This window comes from Candidatus Nitrosopelagicus brevis (genome assembly GCF_000812185.1).
Lineage (GTDB): Archaea > Thermoproteota > Nitrososphaeria > Nitrososphaerales > Nitrosopumilaceae > Nitrosopelagicus > Nitrosopelagicus brevis.
Genome location: NZ_CP007026.1, coordinates 728420 through 753957 on the forward strand (window position 1 = coordinate 728420; position 25538 = coordinate 753957).

General features: G+C 32.3%; 24 protein-coding genes. 14 read left to right on the forward strand and 10 right to left on the reverse strand.

The window, feature by feature from the left end; genetic code table 11:
* Positions 1-90: 90 nt before the first annotated feature.
* Complete coding sequence (locus T478_RS04440; protein ID WP_048105488.1) at positions 91-1302, reverse strand: AAA family ATPase; 1212 nt, start codon at positions 1300-1302, stop codon at positions 91-93.
* Between the two features lie 154 nt (positions 1303-1456).
* On the opposite strand from T478_RS04440, the gene T478_RS04445 reads away from it, so the two are divergent.
* On the forward strand, positions 1457-1915 hold the full coding sequence (locus T478_RS04445; RefSeq protein ID WP_048105489.1) for a RidA family protein: 459 nt from the start codon (positions 1457-1459) through the stop codon (positions 1913-1915).
* Here T478_RS04445 and T478_RS04450 read toward each other — a convergent pair.
* Genes T478_RS04450 through T478_RS04460 form a run of 3 tightly spaced genes read right to left on the reverse strand, consistent with a single transcriptional unit; the run spans position 1908 to position 3733 of the window.
* The gene (locus T478_RS04450; protein ID WP_048105490.1) at positions 1908-2462 is read right to left on the reverse strand and encodes a hemerythrin domain-containing protein; all 555 of its coding nucleotides are present in this window, start codon (positions 2460-2462) and stop codon (positions 1908-1910) included. The two genes, T478_RS04445 and T478_RS04450, sit on opposite strands and share 8 nt — an antisense overlap.
* A gap of 1 nt (position 2463) precedes the next feature.
* Entirely contained in the window at positions 2464-3459 is a 996-nt protein-coding gene (locus tag T478_RS04455) for a DHHA1 domain-containing protein (RefSeq protein ID WP_048105491.1), read from the reverse strand.
* 43 nt (positions 3460-3502) lie between these two features.
* Positions 3503-3733 (reverse strand): hypothetical protein, encoded by a 231-nt coding sequence (locus T478_RS04460; protein WP_146150868.1) that lies wholly within the window; start codon positions 3731-3733, stop codon positions 3503-3505.
* A gap of 106 nt (positions 3734-3839) precedes the next feature.
* On the opposite strand from T478_RS04460, the gene T478_RS04465 reads away from it, so the two are divergent.
* Positions 3840-5003, forward strand: a complete 1164-nt coding sequence (locus tag T478_RS04465) for a citrate synthase (RefSeq protein ID WP_048105493.1) — start codon at positions 3840-3842, stop codon at positions 5001-5003.
* 1 nt (position 5004) lies between these two features.
* Here T478_RS04465 and T478_RS04470 read toward each other — a convergent pair whose 3' ends face one another.
* Positions 5005-5211, reverse strand: coding sequence for a hypothetical protein (locus T478_RS04470; protein ID WP_048105494.1), 207 nt, complete (start codon positions 5209-5211; stop codon positions 5005-5007).
* 76 nt (positions 5212-5287) lie between these two features.
* Between T478_RS04470 and T478_RS04475 the strand changes: the two genes are divergently transcribed.
* Positions 5288-5728 carry a hypothetical protein gene (locus tag T478_RS04475; protein ID WP_048105495.1) on the forward strand — a complete coding sequence of 147 codons (441 nt, stop codon included), beginning with the start codon at positions 5288-5290 and terminating at the stop codon, positions 5726-5728.
* Here T478_RS04475 and T478_RS04480 read toward each other — a convergent pair.
* A complete protein-coding gene (locus tag T478_RS04480; RefSeq protein ID WP_048105496.1) occupies positions 5712-6995 on the reverse strand; it encodes a glycerate kinase type-2 family protein in 1284 nt (427 codons plus the stop codon). The genes T478_RS04475 and T478_RS04480 overlap by 17 nt on opposite strands.
* A gap of 78 nt (positions 6996-7073) precedes the next feature.
* Between T478_RS04480 and T478_RS04485 the strand changes: the two genes are divergently transcribed.
* The 7 genes from T478_RS04485 to uvrC all read left to right on the forward strand — a co-directional run bounded on the left by T478_RS04485 (position 7074) and on the right by uvrC (position 17158).
* A complete protein-coding gene (locus T478_RS04485; protein ID WP_048105497.1) occupies positions 7074-8018 on the forward strand; it encodes an iron-containing alcohol dehydrogenase in 945 nt (314 codons plus the stop codon).
* Positions 8019-8107: 89 nt separating this feature from the next.
* The gene (locus T478_RS04490; RefSeq protein WP_048105498.1) at positions 8108-9193 is read left to right on the forward strand and encodes an LLM class flavin-dependent oxidoreductase; all 1086 of its coding nucleotides are present in this window, start codon (positions 8108-8110) and stop codon (positions 9191-9193) included.
* A gap of 27 nt (positions 9194-9220) precedes the next feature.
* Entirely contained in the window at positions 9221-9853 is a 633-nt protein-coding gene (locus T478_RS04495) for a pyridoxamine 5'-phosphate oxidase family protein (RefSeq protein WP_048105499.1), read from the forward strand.
* 42 nt (positions 9854-9895) lie between these two features.
* Positions 9896-10789, forward strand: coding sequence for a hypothetical protein (locus T478_RS04500; RefSeq protein ID WP_048105500.1), 894 nt, complete (start codon positions 9896-9898; stop codon positions 10787-10789).
* Positions 10790-10834: 45 nt separating this feature from the next.
* Positions 10835-12775 carry an excinuclease ABC subunit UvrB gene (gene uvrB, locus T478_RS04505; RefSeq protein ID WP_048105501.1) on the forward strand — a complete coding sequence of 647 codons (1941 nt, stop codon included), beginning with the start codon at positions 10835-10837 and terminating at the stop codon, positions 12773-12775.
* Positions 12762-15578, forward strand: a complete 2817-nt coding sequence (gene uvrA / locus T478_RS04510) for an excinuclease ABC subunit UvrA (protein ID WP_048105502.1) — start codon at positions 12762-12764, stop codon at positions 15576-15578. The genes uvrB and uvrA overlap by 14 nt, the downstream gene beginning before the upstream one ends.
* Positions 15578-17158 carry an excinuclease ABC subunit UvrC gene (gene uvrC, locus T478_RS04515; protein WP_048105503.1) on the forward strand — a complete coding sequence of 527 codons (1581 nt, stop codon included), beginning with the start codon at positions 15578-15580 and terminating at the stop codon, positions 17156-17158. The genes uvrA and uvrC overlap by 1 nt, the downstream gene beginning before the upstream one ends.
* Here uvrC and T478_RS04520 read toward each other — a convergent pair.
* Entirely contained in the window at positions 17155-18135 is a 981-nt protein-coding gene (locus T478_RS04520) for an MBL fold metallo-hydrolase RNA specificity domain-containing protein (protein ID WP_048105504.1), read from the reverse strand. The two genes, uvrC and T478_RS04520, sit on opposite strands and share 4 nt — an antisense overlap.
* Positions 18136-18222: 87 nt before the next feature.
* Here T478_RS04520 and purN point away from each other — a divergent pair, with 87 nt between their 5' ends.
* Positions 18223-18843: a phosphoribosylglycinamide formyltransferase gene (gene purN / locus T478_RS04525; protein ID WP_048105505.1), complete on the forward strand. Its 621-nt coding sequence runs from the start codon at positions 18223-18225 to the stop codon at positions 18841-18843.
* Here the strand turns inward: purN and T478_RS04530 are convergent.
* Both T478_RS04530 and T478_RS04535 read right to left on the reverse strand, forming a co-directional pair.
* Positions 18840-19160, reverse strand: a complete 321-nt coding sequence (locus T478_RS04530) for a cupin domain-containing protein (protein WP_048105506.1) — start codon at positions 19158-19160, stop codon at positions 18840-18842. The two genes, purN and T478_RS04530, sit on opposite strands and share 4 nt — an antisense overlap.
* Position 19161: 1 nt before the next feature.
* Positions 19162-19446: an antibiotic biosynthesis monooxygenase family protein gene (locus tag T478_RS04535; protein ID WP_048105507.1), complete on the reverse strand. Its 285-nt coding sequence runs from the start codon at positions 19444-19446 to the stop codon at positions 19162-19164.
* 80 nt (positions 19447-19526) lie between these two features.
* Here T478_RS04535 and T478_RS04540 point away from each other — a divergent pair, with 80 nt between their 5' ends.
* Positions 19527-20390, forward strand: a complete 864-nt coding sequence (locus T478_RS04540; RefSeq protein WP_048105508.1) for a bifunctional 5,10-methylenetetrahydrofolate dehydrogenase/5,10-methenyltetrahydrofolate cyclohydrolase — start codon at positions 19527-19529, stop codon at positions 20388-20390.
* The gene (locus T478_RS04545; protein WP_048105509.1) at positions 20380-20940 is read left to right on the forward strand and encodes a 5-formyltetrahydrofolate cyclo-ligase; all 561 of its coding nucleotides are present in this window, start codon (positions 20380-20382) and stop codon (positions 20938-20940) included. Before T478_RS04540 ends, T478_RS04545 begins: the two co-directional genes overlap by 11 nt.
* Here T478_RS04545 and purD read toward each other — a convergent pair.
* The gene (gene purD / locus T478_RS04550; protein ID WP_048105510.1) at positions 20935-22197 is read right to left on the reverse strand and encodes a phosphoribosylamine--glycine ligase; all 1263 of its coding nucleotides are present in this window, start codon (positions 22195-22197) and stop codon (positions 20935-20937) included. The two genes, T478_RS04545 and purD, sit on opposite strands and share 6 nt — an antisense overlap.
* A 71-nt stretch (positions 22198-22268) precedes the next feature.
* On the opposite strand from purD, the gene ileS reads away from it, so the two are divergent.
* Positions 22269-25469: an isoleucine--tRNA ligase gene (gene ileS / locus T478_RS04555; RefSeq protein ID WP_048105511.1), complete on the forward strand. Its 3201-nt coding sequence runs from the start codon at positions 22269-22271 to the stop codon at positions 25467-25469.
* The last annotated feature ends 69 nt before the right edge of the window (positions 25470-25538 follow it).

Consider the following 25538-nt stretch of genomic DNA (forward strand, 5'->3'; position numbering starts at 1 on the left):
TTTGGATTTCTTTGTAGTTATTGTGACCCTCTACAAGTCTCTTTGAATCGGGATTTAAAAGCTTCTTTAGCTGATCGATACTAAAAACGATCAGAGTGCACCGAAAGATTCGCTCCATTTATGATATGCACGGATATTTTCTGTGGAGACACTTGGTTTTCTTCTTGCTTTGATATCTTTGAAATCAGCCATAGTTAGCTCACGTGGGTCTTGAGGAGCTTCACCATCAACTGGTTCATGATAAGTAGCAGATCGGAATAATTCATTTACAACTAGTAATTGTGCACCTTGACAAACATCTTTGATATCACTTGCACTGTATCCATCAAACTGTTTTGCGAGACTAGCAATATTGAATCTTGTAGATTTTTTCAAAGGGTTAGTATACTGTTCAAAGAGTTTATGACGTGCGTCTTGTGCGGGAAGTGAAACATAAATTCTTTTTTGGAATCTTCTCAAAAATGGTTCATCCAAACTCCATGGTTTGTTTGTAGCACCTATAACATACATCATAGTTTCTTTACCTTTTCCATTAACACCATCTAGTTCAGAGAGGAATTGGTTTTTGGCTCTAATTTCACCACCAACTTCACTATTACGATCACCAAGAAGTGAATCAACTTCGTCAATGAATAATATTACTGGTTTTCCTTCTCGTTCGTTATACTTTCTAGCCATTGTGAATAATTTTGATACGTTTTTTTCTGCTTCACCTAACCATTTACTCATCATAGATGCTGCATCCACATTTATGAAATATCCATCGAGTTCATTTGCAGTTGCGGCAGCAAGCATTGTTTTTCCAGTTCCTGGAGGACCATACAATAACATTCCACGTGGCCAACCTAATGGAAACAAATCAGGTCTTTTACTAGGATAAACAATTGATTCACGTAATGCGCCTTTTGCATCATCTAATCCAATTACCTCAGACCATTTGACATCAGGCTTTTCTTTCATGACCAATTCTTCAAGGTCATTACCTTCATCTTTGTGAGGTTGAGCTCTTGCTAAAGCCTTTTTTTGTTCCTCAGGAGATGCATTAGGGTCCACTACAGGTTCAACATTAGCCCCACGGGTCTCACGTAATGCTTTGATACGCTCCTGGTATTTTTGATAGCTTTGCTGGTAAATCTTGTTTAGACTGCTAGTAGGATAAAGTCTCATTAATTTCAATAGCGTTTCAGATGCATTTTGATAGTCAGTTATGGCCATTCCAGCAGCCCCTTGTGAATCTGCTCTTATAGCTGCTGCAGCATACTTGCTAGCGCTTTTTTCTAATTCTTGTGGGGCCATACTCATCTCAAATCACTAATGAATTCAATCTGGATTTGACTAGGTATTACACAGAGTAAACTGGTATCGAAATTTTAGTGAAATTAATTCAACTGAAATTATGATTTATGCCTGCAAGAATTCAACATAGGACTAAATATACAAATTTCAGAGAAATTTCATGATTGAAGATAAATTAAGAGAATTATCCATCGAGTTGCCAACACCACCAAGTCCAGCAGGTTCTTACATTCCAGTAGTTACTACAGGAAATCTTGCATTTGTTTCAGGGCAAATTCCAATGAAAGAAGGAAAAGTTGTGTTTGAAGGAAAAGTTCCAGATAAGCAATCATTAGATGAGGCAAGAGATGCAGCAAAAATTTGTATAATTAATGGTCTTGCACAATTAAAAGCAAATCTTGGATCATTGGATAAGATTACAAAATTTGTAAGAATATCAGGATTTGTTAATTCCAATCCAGAGTTTACAGAACAACCAAAAGTAATCAATGCAGCATCAGATTTACTAGTGGAAATATTTGGAGACATGGCAAAACATTCTAGAATTGCAGTAGGAGTAGCTAGTCTTCCATTAAATTCAACCGTAGAAATCGACATGGTTGTTGAATTTTCTAATTAATTTCAGAGACATTTTTTTCTAATTCATCTACAAGAGACTCGTAATGTGAGCGAGTTTTTCCTAATTCTGAAAGTTTTCTTTCTTCGATGTCATCCATATTCTTATCAATTTCATTTGTAGCATCATTCAATCTAGCATCAGCCATCATGAATAAGCGATTATTTTCTTTCCATAAATGTTCAGTTACATGTTGAACGTATAGCTCTAAAGTCTCTATCAAATAAGCAGAATCACCATTTTCAAGATATTTTTTTGATGCTAGACTGATGTGTTCGGCAATTTCTTTAGTTCGCTTGTGATCAAGTAGCATCATGTGTATTGGGCCCATGGTTGTAGGCATGCCAGCCTTTTCAAGTGCAGGGAATAATGCTTCCTCCTCCTTTCCATGATGGCAAACATCTGTGAAGTTTTGAGTAAAATCAAGTGTGGGTGACAGTATTTCTTCAGGAATTTGTTTTCCATCTTTCAAAAGTTTTATTGTTGCATCTAAAGCTTGTAATACTTTTTCAATTAATTTATGATCCTTTCTTAATGATTGAGTAGACATTTTATTTTGCCAATGAAGAATTTAGGGTATTTAGGAATTTTGTAATTTTGTTTTTTGGGATTGATGCACCACATGCTTTATCATGACCACCGCCAGAACCACCAACTTCAGTAGTAATTTTGTTTATCAATCTTCCAAGATGAATTTTACACTGTTTTGATCCTCTTACAGAAACTGCATAGACACCATAGTCAACTCGTTCTTTGTAAGCAACCCCTACATCTTTACCAGATAAACCAAGAACAAAATTAACTGCACCGCTTGCACCAGAATCAGTAATTTCCATATATCCTAAATTCTTTTTTAGTTTCATATTCTTTTTGACTTTTGCAACAACAGATGCAAGTTTTTCAACTTGTAGTTGTGCAAATTCATACGAGTTTGGAATTTCATGTGGATATTTAGATTCACTAAGTTCATCTACAAGATAAAGTAGATAATCAGGTTCTTTTTGATGACCAACAATATTGTATGTCATTACAGTTGCACTAATCAATGCAAATTGTCTATCAAATATCTGAAGAAGTTTTGAACCAAGAGGTCTATCTTCCATGTAATCAGTTATTGCAGCACATGCAGCAATAAACGCAGCATGATCATCTAGTTTCTTTTTGTATGTGTCATAAACTTGAACAGAAGCACACTCATTTGTATCATGTACGACATTAACTTTGATTTTTTTTAGTTGATTGATGATTTTCCTATCAAGATCATGATGATCAAGATATGAAATTTTTACGCTACGTTTTCTAAGGTGTGTTAACAATTCAACAAAATCACATTCATTTTTTTTATTTAGTCCAAGATCACAGATGTATAATTCTTTCAAAGATTCATCATTTCGTAGAGGCTCCATATCATCCATCATTCCAGGATAATCTGTGAGAATTGTTTCTCCGCCGAATGCTTGTTTGATTAATGCAGCAGAGCTTATGCCATCACAATCTTCTCTATGAGAAACACAAACAATTTTTGATTTTTTTATTTTAGCTGCCATTAATGATCAAAATTGGATTAACCCTCATTTAAACCAAAAATGCTTATTTTTGATTTGACTTTGGTTTTGGAGATACCGTTTTTTCCGAATTGAGTATTGTGGAATAAATCTCATAAATCGTTGAATAGTTCAATTGGTTTTCTTGATCAAATTTTTGAACTTTTTCAAGAAATTCAGGGGTTGCGTTAAGAATTTCTTCGTCAATTCTTTTTCTCATTTCACGTTCAGATAAGGTTGACATGTAAATTAATGAAATATGTTCTAATATGCTCAAGCTTTGATTCTTTAGACTTTCTACACCGAAAATTATTGACTGGTAATATAGGAAATACATGGCAGACTAGTTGAAAATTTAAAAGTCAAAAAATTACGAGTAATGTATGGAAACTAAGAATATTGGATTGAGAAACATACCAATTGCAGATACAAAAATATCGTTAATTGATGGAGAAAAAGGCAAGCTCATTTATCGAGGATTTGATGTTTTAGATTTAACAAAAAATTCAAATTTTGAGGAATGCTGTTTCCTGCTTTTACATGATCATTTACCAAATAGGATAGAATTCAATGAATTTACCACGAAGCTGAAAGAAGCCAGAGCAATTCCTGAACAAATGCAGAAAAATATGAAAAACTGGAGGAAAAATGCTCACCCTATGGATGTACTGCAAGCATTTGTTGCAGCACTTGCAGGATATTATGATGAACAAGGTTCAGAAAAAGAAATTAGTCAACAAAGAGCAATCAATCTAATTTCAAAAGTTCCAACCATTATTGCAAGTTGGGAGAGAGTTAGAAATGACAAAGAGCCAATTCAACCAGATCCAGAATTGAGTCACGCATCAAATTTTCTATACATGTTGACAGGAAATAAACCAGATAAAGAAATGGAAAGAGTGTTTGATGTTTGCCTAATTTTGCATGCAGACCATACATTTAATGCATCAACTTTTGCTGCAAGAGAAGTTGCATCTACTCGTGCACATATGTATTCAGCAGTAAGTGCTGCAGTAGGCGCACTTAGTGGAGAATTACATGGAGGAGCAAATTATGAAGTTATGAAAATGCTACTAGACATTAAAGATGAAAATAATGCCACAAATTGGGTTAAATCCAGAATTGAAAAAGGAGACAGAATTATGGGCATGGGACATGCAGTTTACAAAACAGTTGATCCTCGTTCAATGGTTCTAAAAGGATTATCAAAAAAATTATCAGAAAAAACAGGATTACCATGGTATAACATTACAAAAAAAGTTGAAGAAACTACTTCAGAGATTATGAAAAATAGAAAAGAACGAGATATTTTTCCAAATGTTGATCTTTACAGTGCATCAGTTTACTATATGCTAAACATTCCCATGGATTTGAACACACCAATTTTTGCAATATCAAGAGTTTCAGGATGGGCAGCTCATGTTATTGAAGAGAAATTTGCAGAGGCGGCACCAAAACCAATGTTGTACAGACCTAAAGCAACCTATGTTGGAAAATACGAAGGTCCACAAGGATGTAATTACATACCAATAGAAGAACGAAAATAAACTAATTTCTTGTTTTCAACCAATTTTGAGCTTTTGAGTTTACATCATGGCTGTATAATACTTCGAAAACCATATCGTAAAATGTAATTCCCTTTTTTTGAGCCTGACTATCTAGCCATTTTATTCCATCAGCTAATTCAGGATCATGTGCAGAGAATTCTACTAATTCGTCAACCATTTTTCTGAAGAAATTATGTGACTTCATCATGAAAATTAATTTCGATATGGATCATTAAGACAAGAATACAAATTAAATAGACAAAAAACACCTTTTTGGTTGACTTATGGAACATGATATTTTCTTTGATGGCAATGTGAAAGAATATTCGTGGTCGATAAAAACAAATGATAAAGTTGCAGACCAGATTAGAGAACACCCACCAGCTTTTCGTTCAGGTGGAAAATTAGACATAAAAAATAATGAAGAATCAAGATTTGTTGCATTACATGTTGGAATTTACTGGGGATTAGGTGTCAATATCATAAAAAATAATGATGTCGTTAATGTAATGTGTGATTCAAAAATTATGTTTGAAATTATGACCGGAGCAGAAAAAATTGATAATGATATAATCAATGACAAGGTCTACTTCATAAATCAATTAACAAATTTAAGAAAATTGAAACTTAATTATCAATTAATAGAGTCTAAAGAAAATATTGCAACAAAACATCTTTTTGGCGAAGATGATACTGCAGGAAGAGATTCTAAGGGTTATGTCTAATTATAACACCAATATCATTTACATTGTTTTGAGTAATACCTGTTTTAATTAAACCACCAAATTTTTTAAAAAATGATGACGAATCATTATTTTTTAGATATGAACGTCCATCATAATTATACTTAGTTGAAAATATAGAACCAGCAAATTTAGTATTTCCATCAATTCCATCGGTTCCAATTGATGCAAATGTGAAATCAGGTTTTTTATGTTTTAATTTTTCATACAAACGGAGTACAAGCTCTTGATTACGTCCACCTTTTCCATTCCCGATTACATTGACTGTGGGTTCACCGCCAAATATTATACAATTATTTTTTGACGTAATTGCTTTAGATGCAATCATTTGAGTGACTTGATCAAGATTGCCAGTAATATTTGAAATTAGTTGAGCTTTGTAACCTAATTTTTTAGATTTGTCTTTCATTTTTAAAAGACAAGTTAAATTATTTAGAATTATAGTATTTTTTATTACTGTCTTTTTTGGAGTTTCGGGAATATTTCCATTGACACCAGATTTCAAGACAGATAACGTGGAATTTGGTAATGTATGTTGAAGAGAAAATTTTTTGAGAATTTTTAATGCATCTGTGAAAGTGGATTTATCATAAGATGTCATTCCAGATGAAATTGAAGTTATGTCATCCCCAATTACATCAGAAACAACAAACGATATTCCCTTGCAATTCATATTTTGGATTAAGCGTCCTCCTTTGATTAGCGATAAGTGCTTACGAACACACGTAATTTCATTAATGTTTGCTCCTGATCGGATCAATTCTTCATTTACAAGAATTTTGTCACGCAATGAAATTAAGTTAGGATATACAGACAGGGCAGAACCACCACCTGAAATGAGAAATAACACAAAATCATTTTTTTGGGTTTTATTCAGAAATTCAACCAAATTCTTTCCTGCTTTGAGACTATTTCGATTAGGGAGAGGGTGACCTGCATTAATTATTTCAAAAATTTTTTTATTTAATTTTGGAGTTACTTCTTTTGGTACAACAACTATTCCATGATTGAATTTTATTTTTTGAGAAACATATTCAGTCATAGTGCCTGCAGATTTACCAACTGCAATTAAGAAAATATTATTAAATTTTTTGAGATCAATTTTAGAAGTAGAAAATTGAATTTTATTTTTTGAGATGTATTTTTTAAGATGTTGAGAAGGTGATGATGCAATTATCCCTTCATTCAATATTTTTAGAATGTCACGAGAATTATGATTGAGAGGTAATTTTGAGGGATTTTTGATCAATTACTTATGATTAGGATGAAAATAACTTAAGTTTTTGAGATTGGAAGGTATAAGTAAGAATACTATCTTACATCAAATATGGATACAGTAAGAGTTCCCAAAGTAATTCAATTTGGGGAAGATGCATTATCACAAGCTGAATATCCAAAAAATGCTTTAGTTGTTACAACAGTACCTCCAGAATTATCTGACAAATGGTTAGGAAAAATGGGTATACAAGATTATATCTTGTACGACAAAGTTCAACCAGAACCATCAATTGAAATGGTTAAAGAGGTAATTGACGAATACAAATCCAAAAACATTAGTGCAATGATTGGATTAGGAGGAGGAAGTTCAATGGATGTTGTCAAGTATGCAGCTTCTGAAATGGGTGTAGAAAAAATTCTAATTCCTACAACATTTGGAACTGGTGCAGAAATGACAACATATTGTGTTCTAAAGTTTGATGGAAAAAAGAAATTGCTTAGAGAGGACAGATTCCTTGCAGATAGAGCAGTAATTGATTCATACTTTATGAACGGTACACCAGAACAAGTTATCAAAAGTTCAGTATGTGATGCATGTGCACAAGCAACAGAAGGTTATGACAGTAAACTTGGAAATGACCTTACCAAAACATTGTGTAAACAAGCATTCGATGTATTGTATGACGCAATCATGAATGATAAACCAGAGAATTATCCATATGGCTCCATGTTATCGGGTATGGGCTTCGGAAATTGTTCAACTACGTTAGGACATGCATTATCGTATGTCTTTTCAAATGAAGGAGTGCCACATGGTTACTCACTTTCATCATGTACTACAGTTGCCCACAAACATAACAAATCGATATTTTATGATAGATTCAAAGAAATTATCGAAAAAATGGGATTTGATAAATTAGACCTCAAAGCAGATGTTAATCAAGCTGCAGATGTTGTGATGACAGACAAAGGTCATTTAGATCCAAACCCAATTCCAATTTCAAAAGAAGATGTTGTAAAATGTCTCAACGATATTAAAGCCGGAAATCTCTAAACACTAATTCTTTTTTATATTTTATTTACTAGTGCCTTAACAAACCGCTATGCTTTATTAACGGTAATTTTCGAGTATCAACAGGTAAAATGCTCAAATTCGGAATTCAAAATGGATTAAACGTAGCAAGATTAGGATTAACTGAAGATCAAATTTTAACAGCATGTAGTTTAGCAGACAAAACAGGTTATCACTCAATCTGGTACATGGACCACTCAAATGTGCCACAGTGGAGTAACGCAATTGTTAACGACCCATGGGTTATGCTTGCAGGAATTGCAGCTGTAACAAATAATGTAGAATTAGGAACTTGTGTAACAGATGCACTAAGAAGACATCCATCAAACATTGCACTTGCATCAATTACACTAGATAGATTATCAAAAGGAAGAGGAACATTAGGAATTGGTGCAGGAGAAGCACAGAATCTAAAAGAATTCAATATTCCATTTGATAAACCAGTATCAAAATTTGAAGAACAACTTCAAGTTATCAAACATCTTTATGATTCAGATCCAGATAACAGAAAAACCTGGGAAGGAAAATATTATCAATTAACTGAAGCATGTCTACAAGCAAAATCAGTACGACAGCCACATGTTCCAATTTACATGGCATCTGGAGGACCACGAACCCTAAAGATGACAGGAAAGTATGGAGACGGATGGTTACCAATAGGTTACACACCAGAATTATTTGAAGATCACAAAAATCAAATTGTTGATTCAATGAATGAAAATGGAAGAACAGAAGAAGAAAAGCAAGATTTCCAAATGGCGCTAGATATTGACGTGTACTTCTCAGATGACGCAGAAACATCATGGGCAAAGATGAAAGAAGCAATCAAAGTTAGTTTGTTTAAACCAGAAGTTCTAAGAGTTCATGGATTAAAAGACATAGAAGGATTTGATTTTAAAAAATACTTTACAGAATATTCAATGTCAAATCAAGATTGGATTGTAAAAATGAGAGAAGCTGCAACAACAATTCCAGATAAGATTGCAAGATCTTCAGTAGGAGTTGGTACACCAGATGATGTAATCGAAGTCTTTGAAAAATTCCTTAAAGCAGGCGTAAACCATTATGTTATCAGATTCTGGGGTTCAAATTACTTTGGCTCCATTGATCAATTTGCAAATAAAGTAATTCCATATTTCAAAGATCAAGATAAATAATTTAACTAACAAGAAATTTCTAAGCGTATGCAACTGTTAGGAAAATTAATCATAAAATCTAAAACTAAAATTATTAAATTTTTGAACGAAGAAAATACTGGTAGAATTTCAAGTATAGATGAACAAGGATTTCCTCAAATTATTCCAATGAATTTTGTTTTCTTAAATGATTCAGTGTATATGCATTCACATATCAGAGGAGAGAAAATTGAAAACATAAAGCGGAATTCTAAAGTTGGATTTGAAGTAGATAGAAATTTAGAATTTTTACCTTCATATTTTTCAGATCCAGAAGATGCATCACTTGCAGATACATTATACATTAGTGTTGTAATCAAAGGTGAAGCATTACTAGTGGAAAATAATGAGGAAAAGGTTCTAGCATTGAATGGATTAATGAAAAAATATCAACCTGAAGGGCGATACAAGCCAATGGATAAGGATATGGACGTATTAGATGCAACTGCAGTAATCAAGATAATACCAAAAGAGATGAATGGAAAATACAAAATTGGCCAAAACATGAGTAAAGAAGAAAAAATTGATTTGGCTAATAAAATAAAGGATAGAAATTCTAAAACATCTAGAGAGACATTAGCTATCATGGGTTTTGTAATTCAGGATGACGAATTGGTCATGAAAGAAGATGTAGAGTGGTAAGTTCGTACTAATTTTTATAAACATTTCAAACAGGGATATTACATGTCAGATTCAACCATAGATGATGCATTAAGGTTATTAGAAATTGGTAAAGGTAATCCAGATAGATTAAAGCAGATAATTGAATCATTTCAAAAAAGAAGCATGATTTCTATGCAAGATAGAAAATATGTAGATGCACTAGTCGAACAATATCTAACTCCAAGGCATAGACAGATGACAAGTAAAATGAAACCATCTGAGAGACAAAAAACTAATTTTCCAAGAATTAGAAAAACAACAGAATCTTCATTTAAGATTACAGAAGTTAAAGCAACATCAGAAAAGACAAAATCAGAAGAAACAACATCAGAAAATCCATATATCAAATCAACTGCAGAAGTTAAAAAATCGGAACCTCAAAAAGAAGAACTTGCCTCAAAGGAACCAACAATTGAAGAAAAATTTATTGAACATGTTGAAAAAGATCGTTCCACTACAAAGAAATCAAATAAAGGAAAAGTTGTAGGGATCATCATAGGAATTATTGCCGTAATTGTAATTGGTGTGGGTGCAGCATATATGGGAAGTAGTTCAGATTTACTTTCTTCAGAACCAGAAATTGAAGAAAGAATTACGTGTCAAGATAACATATTACTTGTATCAGCTACAAAGATTCCTAATTTCCCAGCACCAGGAAAAGATTTGAAATATTATCAGGACCGTTATGATAATGAGCCATCCTACAAAGATTGGTTTGATAGAAACTTCCCAGGTCAAACAATAGAAGAAGTTTTGGTACCACAAGTGGGAGACAAAGAAACAATCATTCCAGGATTTCCAGATCCTGAAAAAGACTTGCAGCATTATCTAGATAGATACGATAATGAGCCATCCTACAAAGATTGGTTTGATAGAAACTTCCCAGGTCAAACAGTTAGAGAAGCGGTTTGTTAAATTTCAATAGCTAGCTATATCTTTTCTTCCAGATAACGCTAAGTATTGCAAAAATTTGAGATAAATTCAGAGTTTTTACCGACAGGAGACCAGCCACAAGCAATTGATGATCTTGTAGAAGGTTCCAAAACAAAGATGAACCAGACATTATTAGGAGTTACAGGTAGCGGCAAGACATTCACAGTAGCAAATGTTATTGCAAACACTGGAAAAAATGCATTAATCATATCACATAACAAAACATTGGCAGCACAGCTTTATTCAGAATTAAAACAATTCTTTCCAAAAAACAATGTAGGTTATTTTGTTAGCTATTATGATTATTATCAACCAGAAAGTTACATGCCACAAACAGACACGTATATAGAAAAAGATACACAGATTAATGAAAAAATTGAAAAAATGAGATTAGAAGCCACTGCAATGCTTCTATCTGGAGAACCAACTATCATAGTATCAACGGTATCATGCATCTACTCGCTAGGCTCACCAAAAGAATGGGAAGATATGGCAATCACATTAAAGAAAAATGAGGAAATTGCACGAAATGAAATTATTAAAAAATTAATCAATGCAAGATATGAAAGAAACGATGTCGAGTTAATCCCAGGAAATTTTAGAGTTAAAGGAGACACAATTGATGTAATACCTGCATATTCCCAAGACATTATTAGAATTTCATTATTTGGAGATGAAATTGAAAGAATAACAATTCTAGATAACGTTTCATTAGATATAAAAAAACAATTGGAATCTTTCAAAATTTTTCCTGCAAAACACTATCTCATTGCAAAAGACATTCGAGATAATGCAGTAAAATCAATCAAGACAGAATTGAAAGACAGGTTAAGCAGATTACCAGAATTAGAAAGACAGAGACTAGAGATGAGAACAAAATATGATTTAGAGATGATAGAAGAGTTAGGATATTGTTCAGGAATTGAAAATTATTCACGACATTTTGATGGAAGAAATGAGGGAGAACCCGCATTTTGTCTCTTAGACTTTTACGGAAAAGAATTCTTACTTGTTATTGATGAATCACATGTAACACTCCCACAGCTACATGGAATGTACAAAGGAGATTTCTCTAGAAAAAAATCATTGATAGATTATGGATTTAGATTACCAAGTGCATTTGATAACAGACCATTAAAGTTTGAAGAGTTTGAAAAAAAACTTAAGGATGTAATTTTTGTTTCGGCAACACCAGGAGATTATGAAAAAAAGAGATCAAAACAAATTGTAGAACAATTAGTGAGACCTACAGGATTAATTGATCCTATCGTAGAAATAAGAAAATCTCAGGGACAGATGGATGATCTGATTAAAGAAGTTTCTAACAGAGCCAAAAAAAATGAGCGAACGTTAGTTACAACATTGACCAAAAGAATGGCAGAAGATTTAGCAGATTATCTATCTAAAAAAGAAGTAAGAGTGAGATATCTGCATTCGGAAATAGAAGGACTGCAAAGAACAGAATTAATCAGGCAGTTGAGATTAGGGGAATTCGATGTACTAGTAGGCATAAATCTGCTAAGAGAAGGATTGGATATTCCAGAAGTATCACTAGTAGCAATTTTAGATGCAGACAAGGAAGGGTTTTTGAGAAATAACACAAGCTTAATCCAAACTTTTGGAAGAGCCGCAAGAAATTCCCAAGGCAAAGTGATCATGTATGCAGACAATATTACAAAATCAATGAAGTCTGCAATTGCAGAAACAGAAAGAAGACGAGAAAAACAAATAGAATATAATAATGAAAATAAAATCATACCTAAAACAATCATAAAATCAATACCAGAACAAGAAACAGAATTAGATGATATTAAAAATAAATCAAAAACTGACTTAGGTAAACAAAAAATTGAAATTGAGACACAGATGAAAGTATTTGCCGAAGATCTAGATTTTGAAAATGCAATAAAATGTAGAGATAAAATAAAAAGAATTGAAAAGGAGTTACAAAAAGATGAATCAAAATGAATTAAAAGTTAGAGGTGCACGTCACCATAATCTAAAAAATATTGATGTGAATATACCAAAAAATAAAATTGTTGTAATTAGCGGATTATCAGGTTCAGGAAAATCAACACTTGCATTTGATACAATTTATGCTGAAGGCCAAAGGCGTTATGTTGAATCACTTTCTGCATATGCAAGACAATTTTTAGAAATGATGGATAAACCAGATGTTGATTCAATAGATGGGCTATCACCTGCAATTTCAATTCAACAGAAAACAACTAGTAAAAATCCACGTTCAACAGTAGGAACTACTACAGAAATTTATGACTATATGAGACTGTTATTTGCAAGAATTGGAATTCCACATTGTACAAATTGTGGAAGAAAGATTTCAACACAATCAATCGAATCAATTACAGATTCAGTCATAAAGGAATTTTCTCAGAAAAAAGTTCTAGTTTTAGCACCACTAATTCAAAGAAAAAAAGGAACGTACGAAAAATTATTTGAGCAAATGAAAAAAGATGGATATTCAAGAGCAAGAGTTAATGGAGAAATCATTTTACTTGAAGATGAATTTCCAAAATTAGACAGACAGAAATGGCATAACATTGAGATTGTTGTCGACAGGATTATCGCATCAAAATCTGATAAAAGTAGAATTTTTGAAGGTATTCAAACTGCATTAAAGGCCGCAAAGGGTTCTGTTCTAGTAGCATCAGAAAAAAATGAAAAGATTTTTTCACAGAATAATGCATGCCCACATTGTGGGATTACTGTAGGAGAATTAGAACCACGCACATTTTCTTTCAATTCTCCATTTGGAATGTGTAACCAATGTAACGGATTAGGTGTCAAGATGGAATTTGATCCAGATTTAGTAATTCCTGATAAGACAAAATCAATTTTAGATGGAGCAATTGTTCCATGGAGTGGGAGATTTTCATCATATAGAAAACAGGAATTGAGAGTGGTTGGAAAGAAATACAAATTCAATTTGATGACGCCAATGAATCAAATGAAGTCAAAGCAGATCAAAGTAATTTTGTATGGTACTGAAGATGTAATGAAATTTTCATACGAAGCAAAGACTAGTGATACAATTTGGGAATATACAGATGCGTTTGAAGGAGTGTTAAACAATCTGCAACGAAAATTCATGGAAACTGATTCAGAATCTAAAAGAGAATGGTTAAAACAATTCATGAGAGACACGCCATGTTTAACATGTCAAGGTAGAAAGCTAAAACCAGAAGCACTAGCAGTGAAAATTAATTCAAAAAACATAATGGAAGTTTGTGATTTATCAATTGATTCATCTTATGAATTTTTTAATAAATTAGAATTAACTGATACAGAACAATTCATTGCAAGAGATATTTTAAAAGAAATTAAAGAAAGATTGGAATTTTTAAGAAATGTTGGATTGAACTATCTTTCTTTAAATCGTTCAAGCGCAACACTTTCAGGAGGAGAATCACAGAGAATTAGGCTAGCAACACAGATTGGTTCGAATTTGACAGGAGTTTTGTACGTACTAGATGAACCAACAATAGGTTTGCATCAAAGAGATAATGCAAGATTAATCAAGACATTATCAAAATTACGAGATTTAGGAAATACAGTCATAGTAGTAGAACATGATGAAGAGATTATTAGAAACTCAGATTGGATTTTAGATTTAGGGCCAGGTGCAGGCGTACATGGAGGAAGTGTAGTTTTTGAAGGTACATTGAAGCAAATTCTCAATAATCATAAATCAGTAACAGGGGATTATCTAAAAGATCATAATCTAATCAAGATTGAAGATAAGATAAGAGAACAAAAAGGAAAAATTGTTGTAAAAGGTGCACAAGAAAATAATCTAAAAAACATTAACGTTGAATTCCCGTTAGGATTTCTAATTTCAGTTACGGGAGTTTCAGGCTCAGGAAAATCGACATTGATCAACGACATATTACTCAAAGCACTATCATCTTACTTTTACAAAACTACAGGATTACCTGGAAAACATAAGGATGTTGCAGGAGTAGAAAATATAGATAAAATAATTTCAATTGATCAATCACCAATAGGGAGAACGCCTAGATCAAATCCTGCAACATACATTGGTGCGTTCACACCAATTAGAGAATTATTTTCAAATACTGAACTATCAAAAGAAAGAGGGTATACACCAGGACAATTCTCATTTAATGTTGCAGTTGGAAGATGTTTTGCGTGTGAAGGAGATGGAGTGAAAAAAATTGAAATGCAGTTTTTATCAGATGTTTATGTGAAATGTGACGAATGTAATGGAAAAAGATACAATTCTGAAACATTAGGTGTCATGTATAAGGGAAAAAATATTGCAGATATTTTACAAATGACAGTTGAAGAAGCACTAAAATTTTTTGAGAATATACCTGCAATAAAAAAGAAATTAGAAACTGTGCTAGACGTAGGATTAGGATACATAAAACTTGGTCAGTCATCAACTACATTATCCGGAGGAGAGGCACAACGAGTAAAGCTCGCATCAGAATTATCAAAAAGAGGAACAGGGAAAACGCTTTACATCTTAGATGAGCCTACAACAGGATTACATTTTGCAGATGTTCAAAAATTACTTGATGTTTTAAACAGATTGGTAAATGTAGGAAATACAGTAATTGTTATTGAACATAACATGGATGTTATAAAAAATTCAGATTGGATAATAGATTTAGGACCAGAAGGAGGAGATGAAGGAGGAAATCTAGTCATCGCAGGCACGCCAAAAGAGGTATCAAGTTTTTCAAAAAGTTATACAGGAAAATATCTCAAAAAAGTGATAAACTGATGACATTTGAAATATCTAAAATTTCCATACCAAAAGAGCCGGGAATTTATTTAATGAAAGATTCCAAAGGAGAAATAATCTATATTGGAAAAGCAAAAAATTTGAAAAATAGAGTAAAATCATATTTCTTAAAAAATCAAAATTATAAAACTCAAAAGTTAGTTTCAAAGATTGAAGATATTGAATTCGTTCTAACAGACAATGAAAGTGAAGCATTTTTACTTGAATCAAATATGATTAAAAGATATAGACCAACATACAACATTGAATTAAAGGATCAACAAAGATACACATACCTTAGAGTTACAAATGAGAAATTTCCCAGATTATTAGTTGCAAGAAGAACGCGGAATGGGGATTTTCTAGGTAAAGGAAAAATATTTGGACCATTTACAAAAGGAAGTTCAAAATTATTAACAATAGGTTCGTTAAGAAAATCATTCAAAGTAAGAATTTGCAATACACTACCAAAAAAAGTATGCTTAGAATATCATATAGGAAATTGTGATGGCCCATGTGAATTTAAATCAGCCCAAAAAGAATATGTGAAAAATATTTCGGATTTAGAATCAATTCTAAAAAGTAAACAACAGATGAAAGAATTTACTAAAAAATTACAAAAACAAATGGAAGATGCTTCAGATTCACAACAATTTGAAAGAGCCATAGAAATTAGAGATACACTACAAAGATTAGGTAGCATAGATTCAGGCAAAAAAATGGAAGATGCTAAAAAATCAGACGAAGAATATTTTGGAATAAGGTATGGAAAACAAGATGCCATAGTTATGACGTTTAGACAAACACATGGAGTAATCAGAGATAGTGAAAAATTTTCTTTTGATCTAATTGGAGACAATAATTTCACAAATTTTCTATATCAATACTACACAACACATCAAATTCCTAAGACTATAGTTACAAGTGAAGAGATTGAAGAAAAGCAATCACTTGCAGACGCATTAACAGATAGAGCTGGATTTTCAGTCAAAATCATAGTTGGGGTAAAGGGAAAAAGAAAAGAAATGATAGAATTAATTCTTCGAAATCTAGATTTGATTCAAAACAATAATGCCGCCCCAGGATTAGTAGAATTAAGAGATATTCTCAAACTACCTTCAATTCCACGCATAATAGAGTGCTTTGACATATCAAATCATGGGGACGAATATGCAGTAGGCTCCATGGCAAGATTTGTGGATGGGAAACCAGACAAATCAGGATATAGAAAGTTCAAGATAAAAACAATATCAGGTAGAGATGATTTTGCCATGATTAACGAAATAGTGGGTAGAAGATATTGGAGATTAAGAAAAGAAAAAAGTGAATTTCCAGATTTAATAGTAATTGATGGAGGAAAAGGTCAACTTTCTGCAGCGTTATCAGCTTTGAAGGAAGTAGGAATTGAAACTCCATGTGTATCACTTGCAAAAGAAAATGAAGAAGTGTTTATTCCGAAACGAACAAAATCAATACGTATTGCAAAAAATAAGGATTCAATTAAAATTCTACAACATATCAGAGATGAGACACATCGATTTGGTGTAGCATACAATCGAAGTTTACGTAAATTTAATTAGCAAAAATTATCTAAAGATATTTCACGTAATGGTTGTGCAGAAAATCCGAGTTTGTTTAAATCCATAGCAAATTCATCAACAAATCCATGAATTGTGTATACTTTTTCTGCTTCAGATTTTTTTACAAGCTCGATTAATTCATTGTAGTCACAATGATCACTTAGAGGAATTGAATAATCAGTTCCTCTTGAAAAACCAAATTTTTTTGAATTTGCCCAACCACTAAATCCTATTGTAATTACATCATATTTTGTTTTCATATGTTTAATGAAATTATTTTTTGCACTCATCATAGGAGCTACCATAACCCATGGTTTTTTATCTAATAATCCATTTGATTCAGCTTCAGTATGACCAATAGAATCTTTCAGAGGTACACCCATTGAACGATGTAAATCATTCATTTTTTTTACAGAATCATGATAATAGATTGGATCCCAATCACCAAATAATTGTGACAGTGTTTGGGCTTTTCCTAGTTCATAACCAAGAAGAAGCACTGGTTTTCCTTTTGAATAAAGATTTGCAATTATTTCATTTACTTGTTTTACAATTTCAGTGACAGGTGGTAGAACAAATTCAGGTAATCCAAATGTACATTCAGTGATTAATGTTTTACATTTTGGAATTTGTGCACCTTTTAGGAAACCACGATCCCTAGTGGATATATCACCGGTGTAAAATATATCATCAAAGAGAAGACCCTTCGAACCAAAAATGTGACCACTGTCAACAAGCGTGAAATTTTCAATAGAATCAGTAGCGTTTTTGAGCGTAAAACCACGTAATTCTGCAATTTTATCAGTTTCATGAGAAGAAAGAATCGTGCCAGTTCCGCCATTTGGAAGATGGTCTATGTGTGCGTGCGAGACAAAATGTACACCATCGTTTTGAATTTTTTTTGGATCTAGGTATACAGTAGAACTAGAGTTTGTGCATTGTATGCCATTTTTAGTTAATCTAACGTTTCTCACTATATCTAATCAGATGATTTTGATTATAAATTGCAAGTTTGATCGAATGTTAACATAGCGTTTAATTTATTCCATGAATAAAAGTAGGTATTGAAAAATCTGGGAATTTTGATTTCAGGCAGAGGTAGTAACATGGAATCAATTCTCAAGGCAATTAAAAAGAAAAAGATTCCAATCAATCCTGCAGTAGTTATTTCAAACAAACCCAATGCAAAGGGATTGGCAATTGCAAAAAAAATGGGAATTCAAACAGAGGTCATAGAGAGTTCAAAATACAAAGGAAAGAGGCTTCAATATGATAAAGAAATTATTTCGACATTAAAAAAATACAAAGTGACTCCTTCAAATGGACTGGTTTGTTTAGCAGGATTTATGAGAATTATAAGCCCGTATTTTATCAAAGAATATAAAAATAAAATTTTAAACATTCATCCTGCACTCTTACCTGCATTTCCTGGATTAGATGCACAAAAGCAGGCAATAGAATTTGGATCAAAGTTTTCAGGATGTACAGTTCATTTTGTAGATGAAGGAGTAGACACAGGTTCAATAATCATACAAGAAATTGTCAAGATAAATAATAATGATACAGAAAAATCATTATCTAAAAAAATTCTTGTAAAAGAACATGAAATTTATCCAAAAGCCGTTGAACTTTTTGCTAAAAAGAGAATCTCAATTAAGGGAAGAAAAGTAAAAATTTCAAATTAAGAGTCGGGTCCACCAAAAAAGTATAAAATTTTTAATTTAGTTTTATTTCCAAAAAAATAATGCTCAGTGTCTTTTGGAACAAAAAATGCTTTTCCTTTTTTTAGTTTGTACTTTTTGTTTTTTATTTTTAAAAATCCATCACCTTCCAAAATGTAATACATTTCATCAGATTCGTGTGGAAGCTGAGTATCTTCTTCACCAGGTTTTAAGACCAATACACCTGCAGCAAGTGTATCCTTATCAAGAAATGTATTGAAATATGAATTTCCACTATTTATTTTTCGAATATAATCATCGGTATTGTATTCAAACTTCATTTTATTCTGCAACCACTTGGAAGAAATTGCGCTGTGGTGGTTGAGCCATAAATTGACCAATTTCAGATGCAAATTTACTATGTTCTGGACTAGAATGCATTTTTTGGAATGACTCCATATCTTTGAATTCAACCATTATTCGATTTCCGCCATCACGTGATTCTAATAATCTTCTAGAAACAAAACCGTCAAATTTCGATAGTGTTTTATTTGAATCTGTTATCCAAGTCTTAAAATCATCTTTTTTCTCATCTTTGAGAACAATTTCTACAATTGCAACGAACATATCATCGACTTTTGTTAACCAAATAATTTCTTTTCGGTGATTTTCAAGGATTTATTATTAGCCTTGAGAATTAACCATCATTGACAGGAGTTAAAATTGATGGAATTGAAGTTGCAAAAAGCATCAAAGTAAAAGTAGCAGAGATTGTAAATGATTTGAAATCAAAAGGAATTTCTCCGTGTCTTGCAACAGTACTTGTTGGAGATAATCCAGCTTCTGCAACATATGTTAGAAATAAACACAAAGCATGCGAAGAAGTTGGAATTTTAACAAAAGATCATACGCCCCCAACAGACATTACACAAGATGAATTAAACAAATTAATTGAAAAATTGAATGCAGATGAGACTGTTCATGGCATTTTGGTACAACTGCCACTTCCATCTCATCTAAATGAATTTAATACAACAACACAAATTTTACCTGAAAAAGATGTTGATGGTTTAACACCACCAAATGTTGGATTGTTATCAATTGGAAAGGCAATGTTAGTTGCATGTACACCATCAGGCATTATTGAAATGTGTAAATACTACAATATTGAATTAGAAGGAAAAAACGTGGTGATCATTAATAGAAGTAATTTAGTTGGAAAACCACTTTACCATCTATTATTACAAAACAATGCAACAGTAACTACATGTCATTCAAAAACTAAAGATTTGAAGAAAATTTGTTTAGATTCAGATATCATAATAACAGGAGTTGGAAATCGAGAAATTTTCAAACTTACACCAGACATGATAAAGGAGGGAGCAGTAGTTATTGATGTTGCAACTACCAGACATGAAGGAAAGTTAGCCGGAGATGCTGATTATGCAGAAATTATTGAAAAAACATCATATGCATCACCAGTACCAGGTGGAGTTGGACCAATGACTGTTGCCATGCTTTTGAAAAATACTGTAACTGCAGCTGCAATATCTAAGGGAATTGACATCTAGTCCTGAAAAAGCTGCTTTACGTAAGCATCTTTTAGAAAAAAGAGATTCCACATCATTTGATTTGATTGAAATTCACAGTCAAAAAATCATATCAAAGCTAATGAAAACAAAGGTGATTTCAGAAGCAAAATCTATTGGATGCTATTATTCGATAGGAAGCGAAGTTCAAACGGTTGAATTAATCACTCATCTATTAGAAGAAAAGAAGATTGTTTCATTGCCTAGAATATCAAATGGTATGATGTCATTTAGAAAAATTGAAGATTTAACAAAATTAGAAAAGGGAGAATTTGACATACCAGAACCAAAAGATAATGCACAAGTAGAAGAGAAACACGATGTGGTTTTGGTTCCATGTGTGGGATTAGATAATGAAGGAAATAGAATTGGTTATGGAGCAGGGTTTTACGATAAATATCTTGAAAAGAAAAATTTAATTAAAATTGGACTTTCATATTCAAAACAAATTGTTAAAACAATTCCAATTTCAGATGGAGATGTCAAAATGGATTGGATAATTACAGAAAAAGATGTTATAAAAACATCATAAATTAGATAGACCCTTTTTCCCGATATCGGTTCTATGGTATTTGTTAGTCCAATGTATGTGGTTACATGCATCGTATGCATTGTTTATTGCATCTTGAAGACTAGAACCTAATGCGGTAACTCCAAGAACACGTCCACCATTAGATTTTATTTTGTCATCTTGTTTTTTTGTTCCAGCATGAAAAACAAATGCGTCAGAAGAAATATTTTCAAATCCAGTAATTTCATCTCCAGTAGGATATGATGAGGGATATCCTTTGGATGCAAGAACAACACATACAGAGTATTGATTTTTCCAAGAAATTTCAGGTAACTCGTTTAATTTTCCTTCATACGATGCATGAAGATAATCATACAAATCAGAATCAAGACGCATTAGTATTGGTTGACATTCAGGGTCACCCATGCGTACATTGTACTCAAGAACATATGGAATGCCATCTTTAATCATTATTCCAGCATACAAGAATCCCTTAAACTCAAATCCTTCATCACGCATTGCATGAATTGTTTTATCAATAATTTTTTCTTGAATTTCAGTTCCAAGCTTTTCATCAATTATAGGAGTAGGAGAATATGCACCCATGCCTCCAGTGTTCGGACCTTCATCATTATCAAAAACTCGCTTATGATCTTGACTCGTAGCCATAGGAATTCCTATTTTTCCATCACATAACGCAATGTATGATGCTTCAACGCCATCAATTCTTTCTTCAATTATAATTTTAGATCCTGCATCACCAAATGATTTTTTTATTAAAATTGTATCAATAGCGTCATTAGCTTCATCTTTATTTTTACAAACAATAACACCTTTTCCTGCTGCAAGACCGTCGGCCTTTATTACAACAGGTTTTTCATATGATTTTACAAAATCTTTGGCTTTTTGTGCATCATCGAATATTTCAAAATCTGCAGTAGGGATTGAATTTCGTTTCATGAATTCTTTTGCCCAAATTTTACTTGATTCTAATTTTGCTGCATTTTTAGTGGGTCCAAAAATGGGAAGACCTTTTTCAACAAAAGCATCAACTATGCCTGTAGCAAGTGGATCTTCAGGACCAACTACAGTAAAACAATTTTTTTCTTGAGCAAATTTTGCTAATCCTTCAATATCAGTAACAGATAATTCAACATTTTGAAGTGTGCCACCATTTCCAGGAGCTGCATATACTTGATCAATTTTTTCAGAAGTTGATAATTTCCATGACAGTGCGTGTTCGCGTCCTCCAGCGCCCACAACTAAGACATTAACCAATAATTATTGAACAAGATTCCAGTATATATTCCTCAAAGAGATTTTATATGAAATACCTTTTCAAACGATAGATGGAACTCGTAGAAAAATTTGATATCAAACAAATTGAAAAAAATGTTCAAAATGATTTGAAAGATAAAGATATTTCAAAATTAATTCAGGAAGATGAAAACAAAAAAAATGAAATAATGTTTATTGAAGGACCACCTACAATGAACGGAATTCCACATGCAGGACATCTAAGGGGAAGAGTTTTCAAAGATTTATGGTATAGATACAACGTACTATCAGGAAACAAAGTCATTTTTAATGCAGGATGGGATACACAAGGATTACCTGTTGAGTTACAAGCTGAAAAAGAATTAGGTATGGAAAATGGAAAAAGCGATATTAGTTCAACAGAAGATATTGAAAAATTAGTTGCAGAATGTAAGAATTTAGTTCAGAAATACCATACGAAATGGGTAGAAGTTGACAAATTAATTGGAATGTCATTTAACCAAGATAAAGCATACTGGACGTACAAAGATGAATTTATTGAAAAAGAATGGCAATTAATGAAAAAAGCATTTGAGAATGGAATAATGACTGAAGGTTTTAGAGTTGTTGCATACTGTCCAAGCTGTCAAACATCATTAAGTCATTCAGAAGTTAATCAAGGATATGATATGGTGAAAGATCCATCATTATATTATAAAGTAAAACTTGCCGAAGAAGAAAAATTTTTGATTGTATGGACTACAATGCCATTTACACTTGTAACAGATGCAATGGTAGGGGTTAATCCAAAAGAGGAATATGTTGAAGTGTTAGTAGAAGATGAAACATGGGTTGTAGGAAAAACACGCTTAGAAGAATTTATGACAGAAGTCAAAATTGAGGAATATGAAATTAAAAGAACATTTTTGGGAAGTGAAATGGAAGGTAAAAAATACATACATCCATTATTAGATGAAATACCAAAACTTGCAGAAATTTCAAAACAAGATAATTATCATGTAACGGTTGCAGAAAATTTTGTAGATGTTAATGCAGGTAGTGGGCTAGTTCATTTATCGCCGGCAAATGGTGAAGAAGACAATAATATTGCAATGAAACGCAAAGTTACAGTTTTCTGTCCAATTGATGATGAAGTAAAATTTACAGAAGATGCAGGAAAATATGCAGGATTATTTGTTAGAGATGCAGATGAAAAATTAGTTCAATCGGTAAAAGATAGAAATGCACTAGTAAAAATTGGTAAAATTAAGCACAAATATCCATTATGCTGGCGTTGCAATCATGGTTTAGTATGGCTTGCACGTAGAGAATATTTTTACATGCTTGACAAACTTGGCGATAAAGCAATCAAAGCAGCTGAAGATGTAGAATACTTTTTTGATCAACCAAAAAATAGATTTTTAGAAATTATTAAAGAAAAACATCCATGGTGTATTTCACGAGAAAGATATTGGGGATGTCCAATTCCAGTTTGGAAATGTAATGATTGTGAAAACACAGAGCAATTATTCTCAAGAAAAGAAATTGTTGAATCTGCAATTGAGTTACCAGACGGAGAAAATTTTGAATTACATAGACCGTGGATTGATAAAATCAAGGTCAAATGCAAAGAGTGTAGCGGATTAATGCAAAGAGAAGAATTTGTGCTTGATACATGGCATAATAGTGGTGCTGCACCAATAGCATCATTAGATGAAGCTACATACAAAGAAAAAATTCCAGCACCGTTCTTTACAGAAGGTATCGATCAAACAAGAGGATGGGCATATACACTTTTGATTGAAAATGTAATTTACAATAACGCATCAGTTTCACCATACAAATCATTTCTGTTTCAAGGACATGTATTAGATGAAAACGGAAACAAGATGAGTAAGAGTAAAGGAAATGTACTTGAGGCAAAAGAGCTTTTAGAAAAATATCCAGTAGATCTTGTTCGGTTTTATTTTATGTGGAAAGCAAGTCCGATTGAACCATTAAACTTTAGCACTAAAGAATTAATGTCAAGACCTTATCAAGTCATAAGTACATTATATCATTTACATACATTTTACAAACAAAACAGCGAGTATGATAAATTCAATGTAGAAGAATCAACTATTGAATGGGCAAAGAAAGAGAATTCACTAACACCTCCAGATGTATGGTTGTTATCAAAACTTCAAAGAATGATCGAAAGAACTACTGAAACAAATGACTCATGTCGATTTCATGAATCTGCAAAATCAATTGAAGACTTTTTGATAAATTCTCTAAGCCAAATTTACATTCCAATAATTAAATCAGAATTGTGGGATGAAGATGATTCAAAAAAGAATAGACGCTTTACAATCTATGCAATTCTTGCTAAAACTTTGAAAACAATCAACATATTGATTCATCCATTTGCACCATTTACATCACAATATCTGTACAAATCCATGTTTTCCGAGAAAGAAAATATTTTACTTGAATCATGGCCAAAGGTGGATTCATCATTAATTGATGAAAAAGTTGAAACATCATTTGATTTACTCAAAGAAACAGTTTCAGTAACATCTGCTGCAAGAATGAAAGGCAAGCTAAAACGAAGATGGCCATTAAACCAAGCTATGATTTGTTTAAACAAAGGAGAAAAACAAGTTTTAGAATCATTATCAGAACTTGTAAAGTCACAAATGAATATACAAAATTATGAAATTTTTGAGATTGATAATTCTGAAGGTATGGAACAATATCTAGAATTAAAAGAAAAAGGCTTGCCAGTTGTGCCTAAAATAGAGTTAGAGAGAAGCGCAATAGGACCTAAAGCTAAACAAGACATGGGAAAATTATTGAAAATGTTTTCAGAAACAGATCCAGAATTAATAATCAAGGAATTAAATGCAAATGGTAAATACACATTCCAAATTGGAGAAAATTCAGTTGTATTAGATAAAGAAGATTTCATTGTAGATTTTGAAGTTAATGAAAAATATCAGTTTGCAAAAAGACAGAATCTAATTGTTATAATTTCATTAGAAAGAGACAACGAAATGATGTCAAAAGGATTGATTAAAGATTTGGCAAGAAGAATTCAAACCTTAAGAAAAGAGAAAGGATTCAATCCTACAGATATTTTGGAAAGAGCATCAATTTTAGAATTAGACGAAGAGTCGTTAAATTTGATTAAAGATAAGACAGAAGATATTGCATTTTTAGTTAGGGTCAAAAATGTAGATTTTACAGAATCATGCAAAAACTACAAAGATGACGATATTGACGGGCTAAAAATAAGGATCGCAGTCGAGTAGATTTACAAAAGCTTGACCAATTGTTGAGTTAACAGGTACCTACGAGGCTTATATAGAAAATTTGCCATG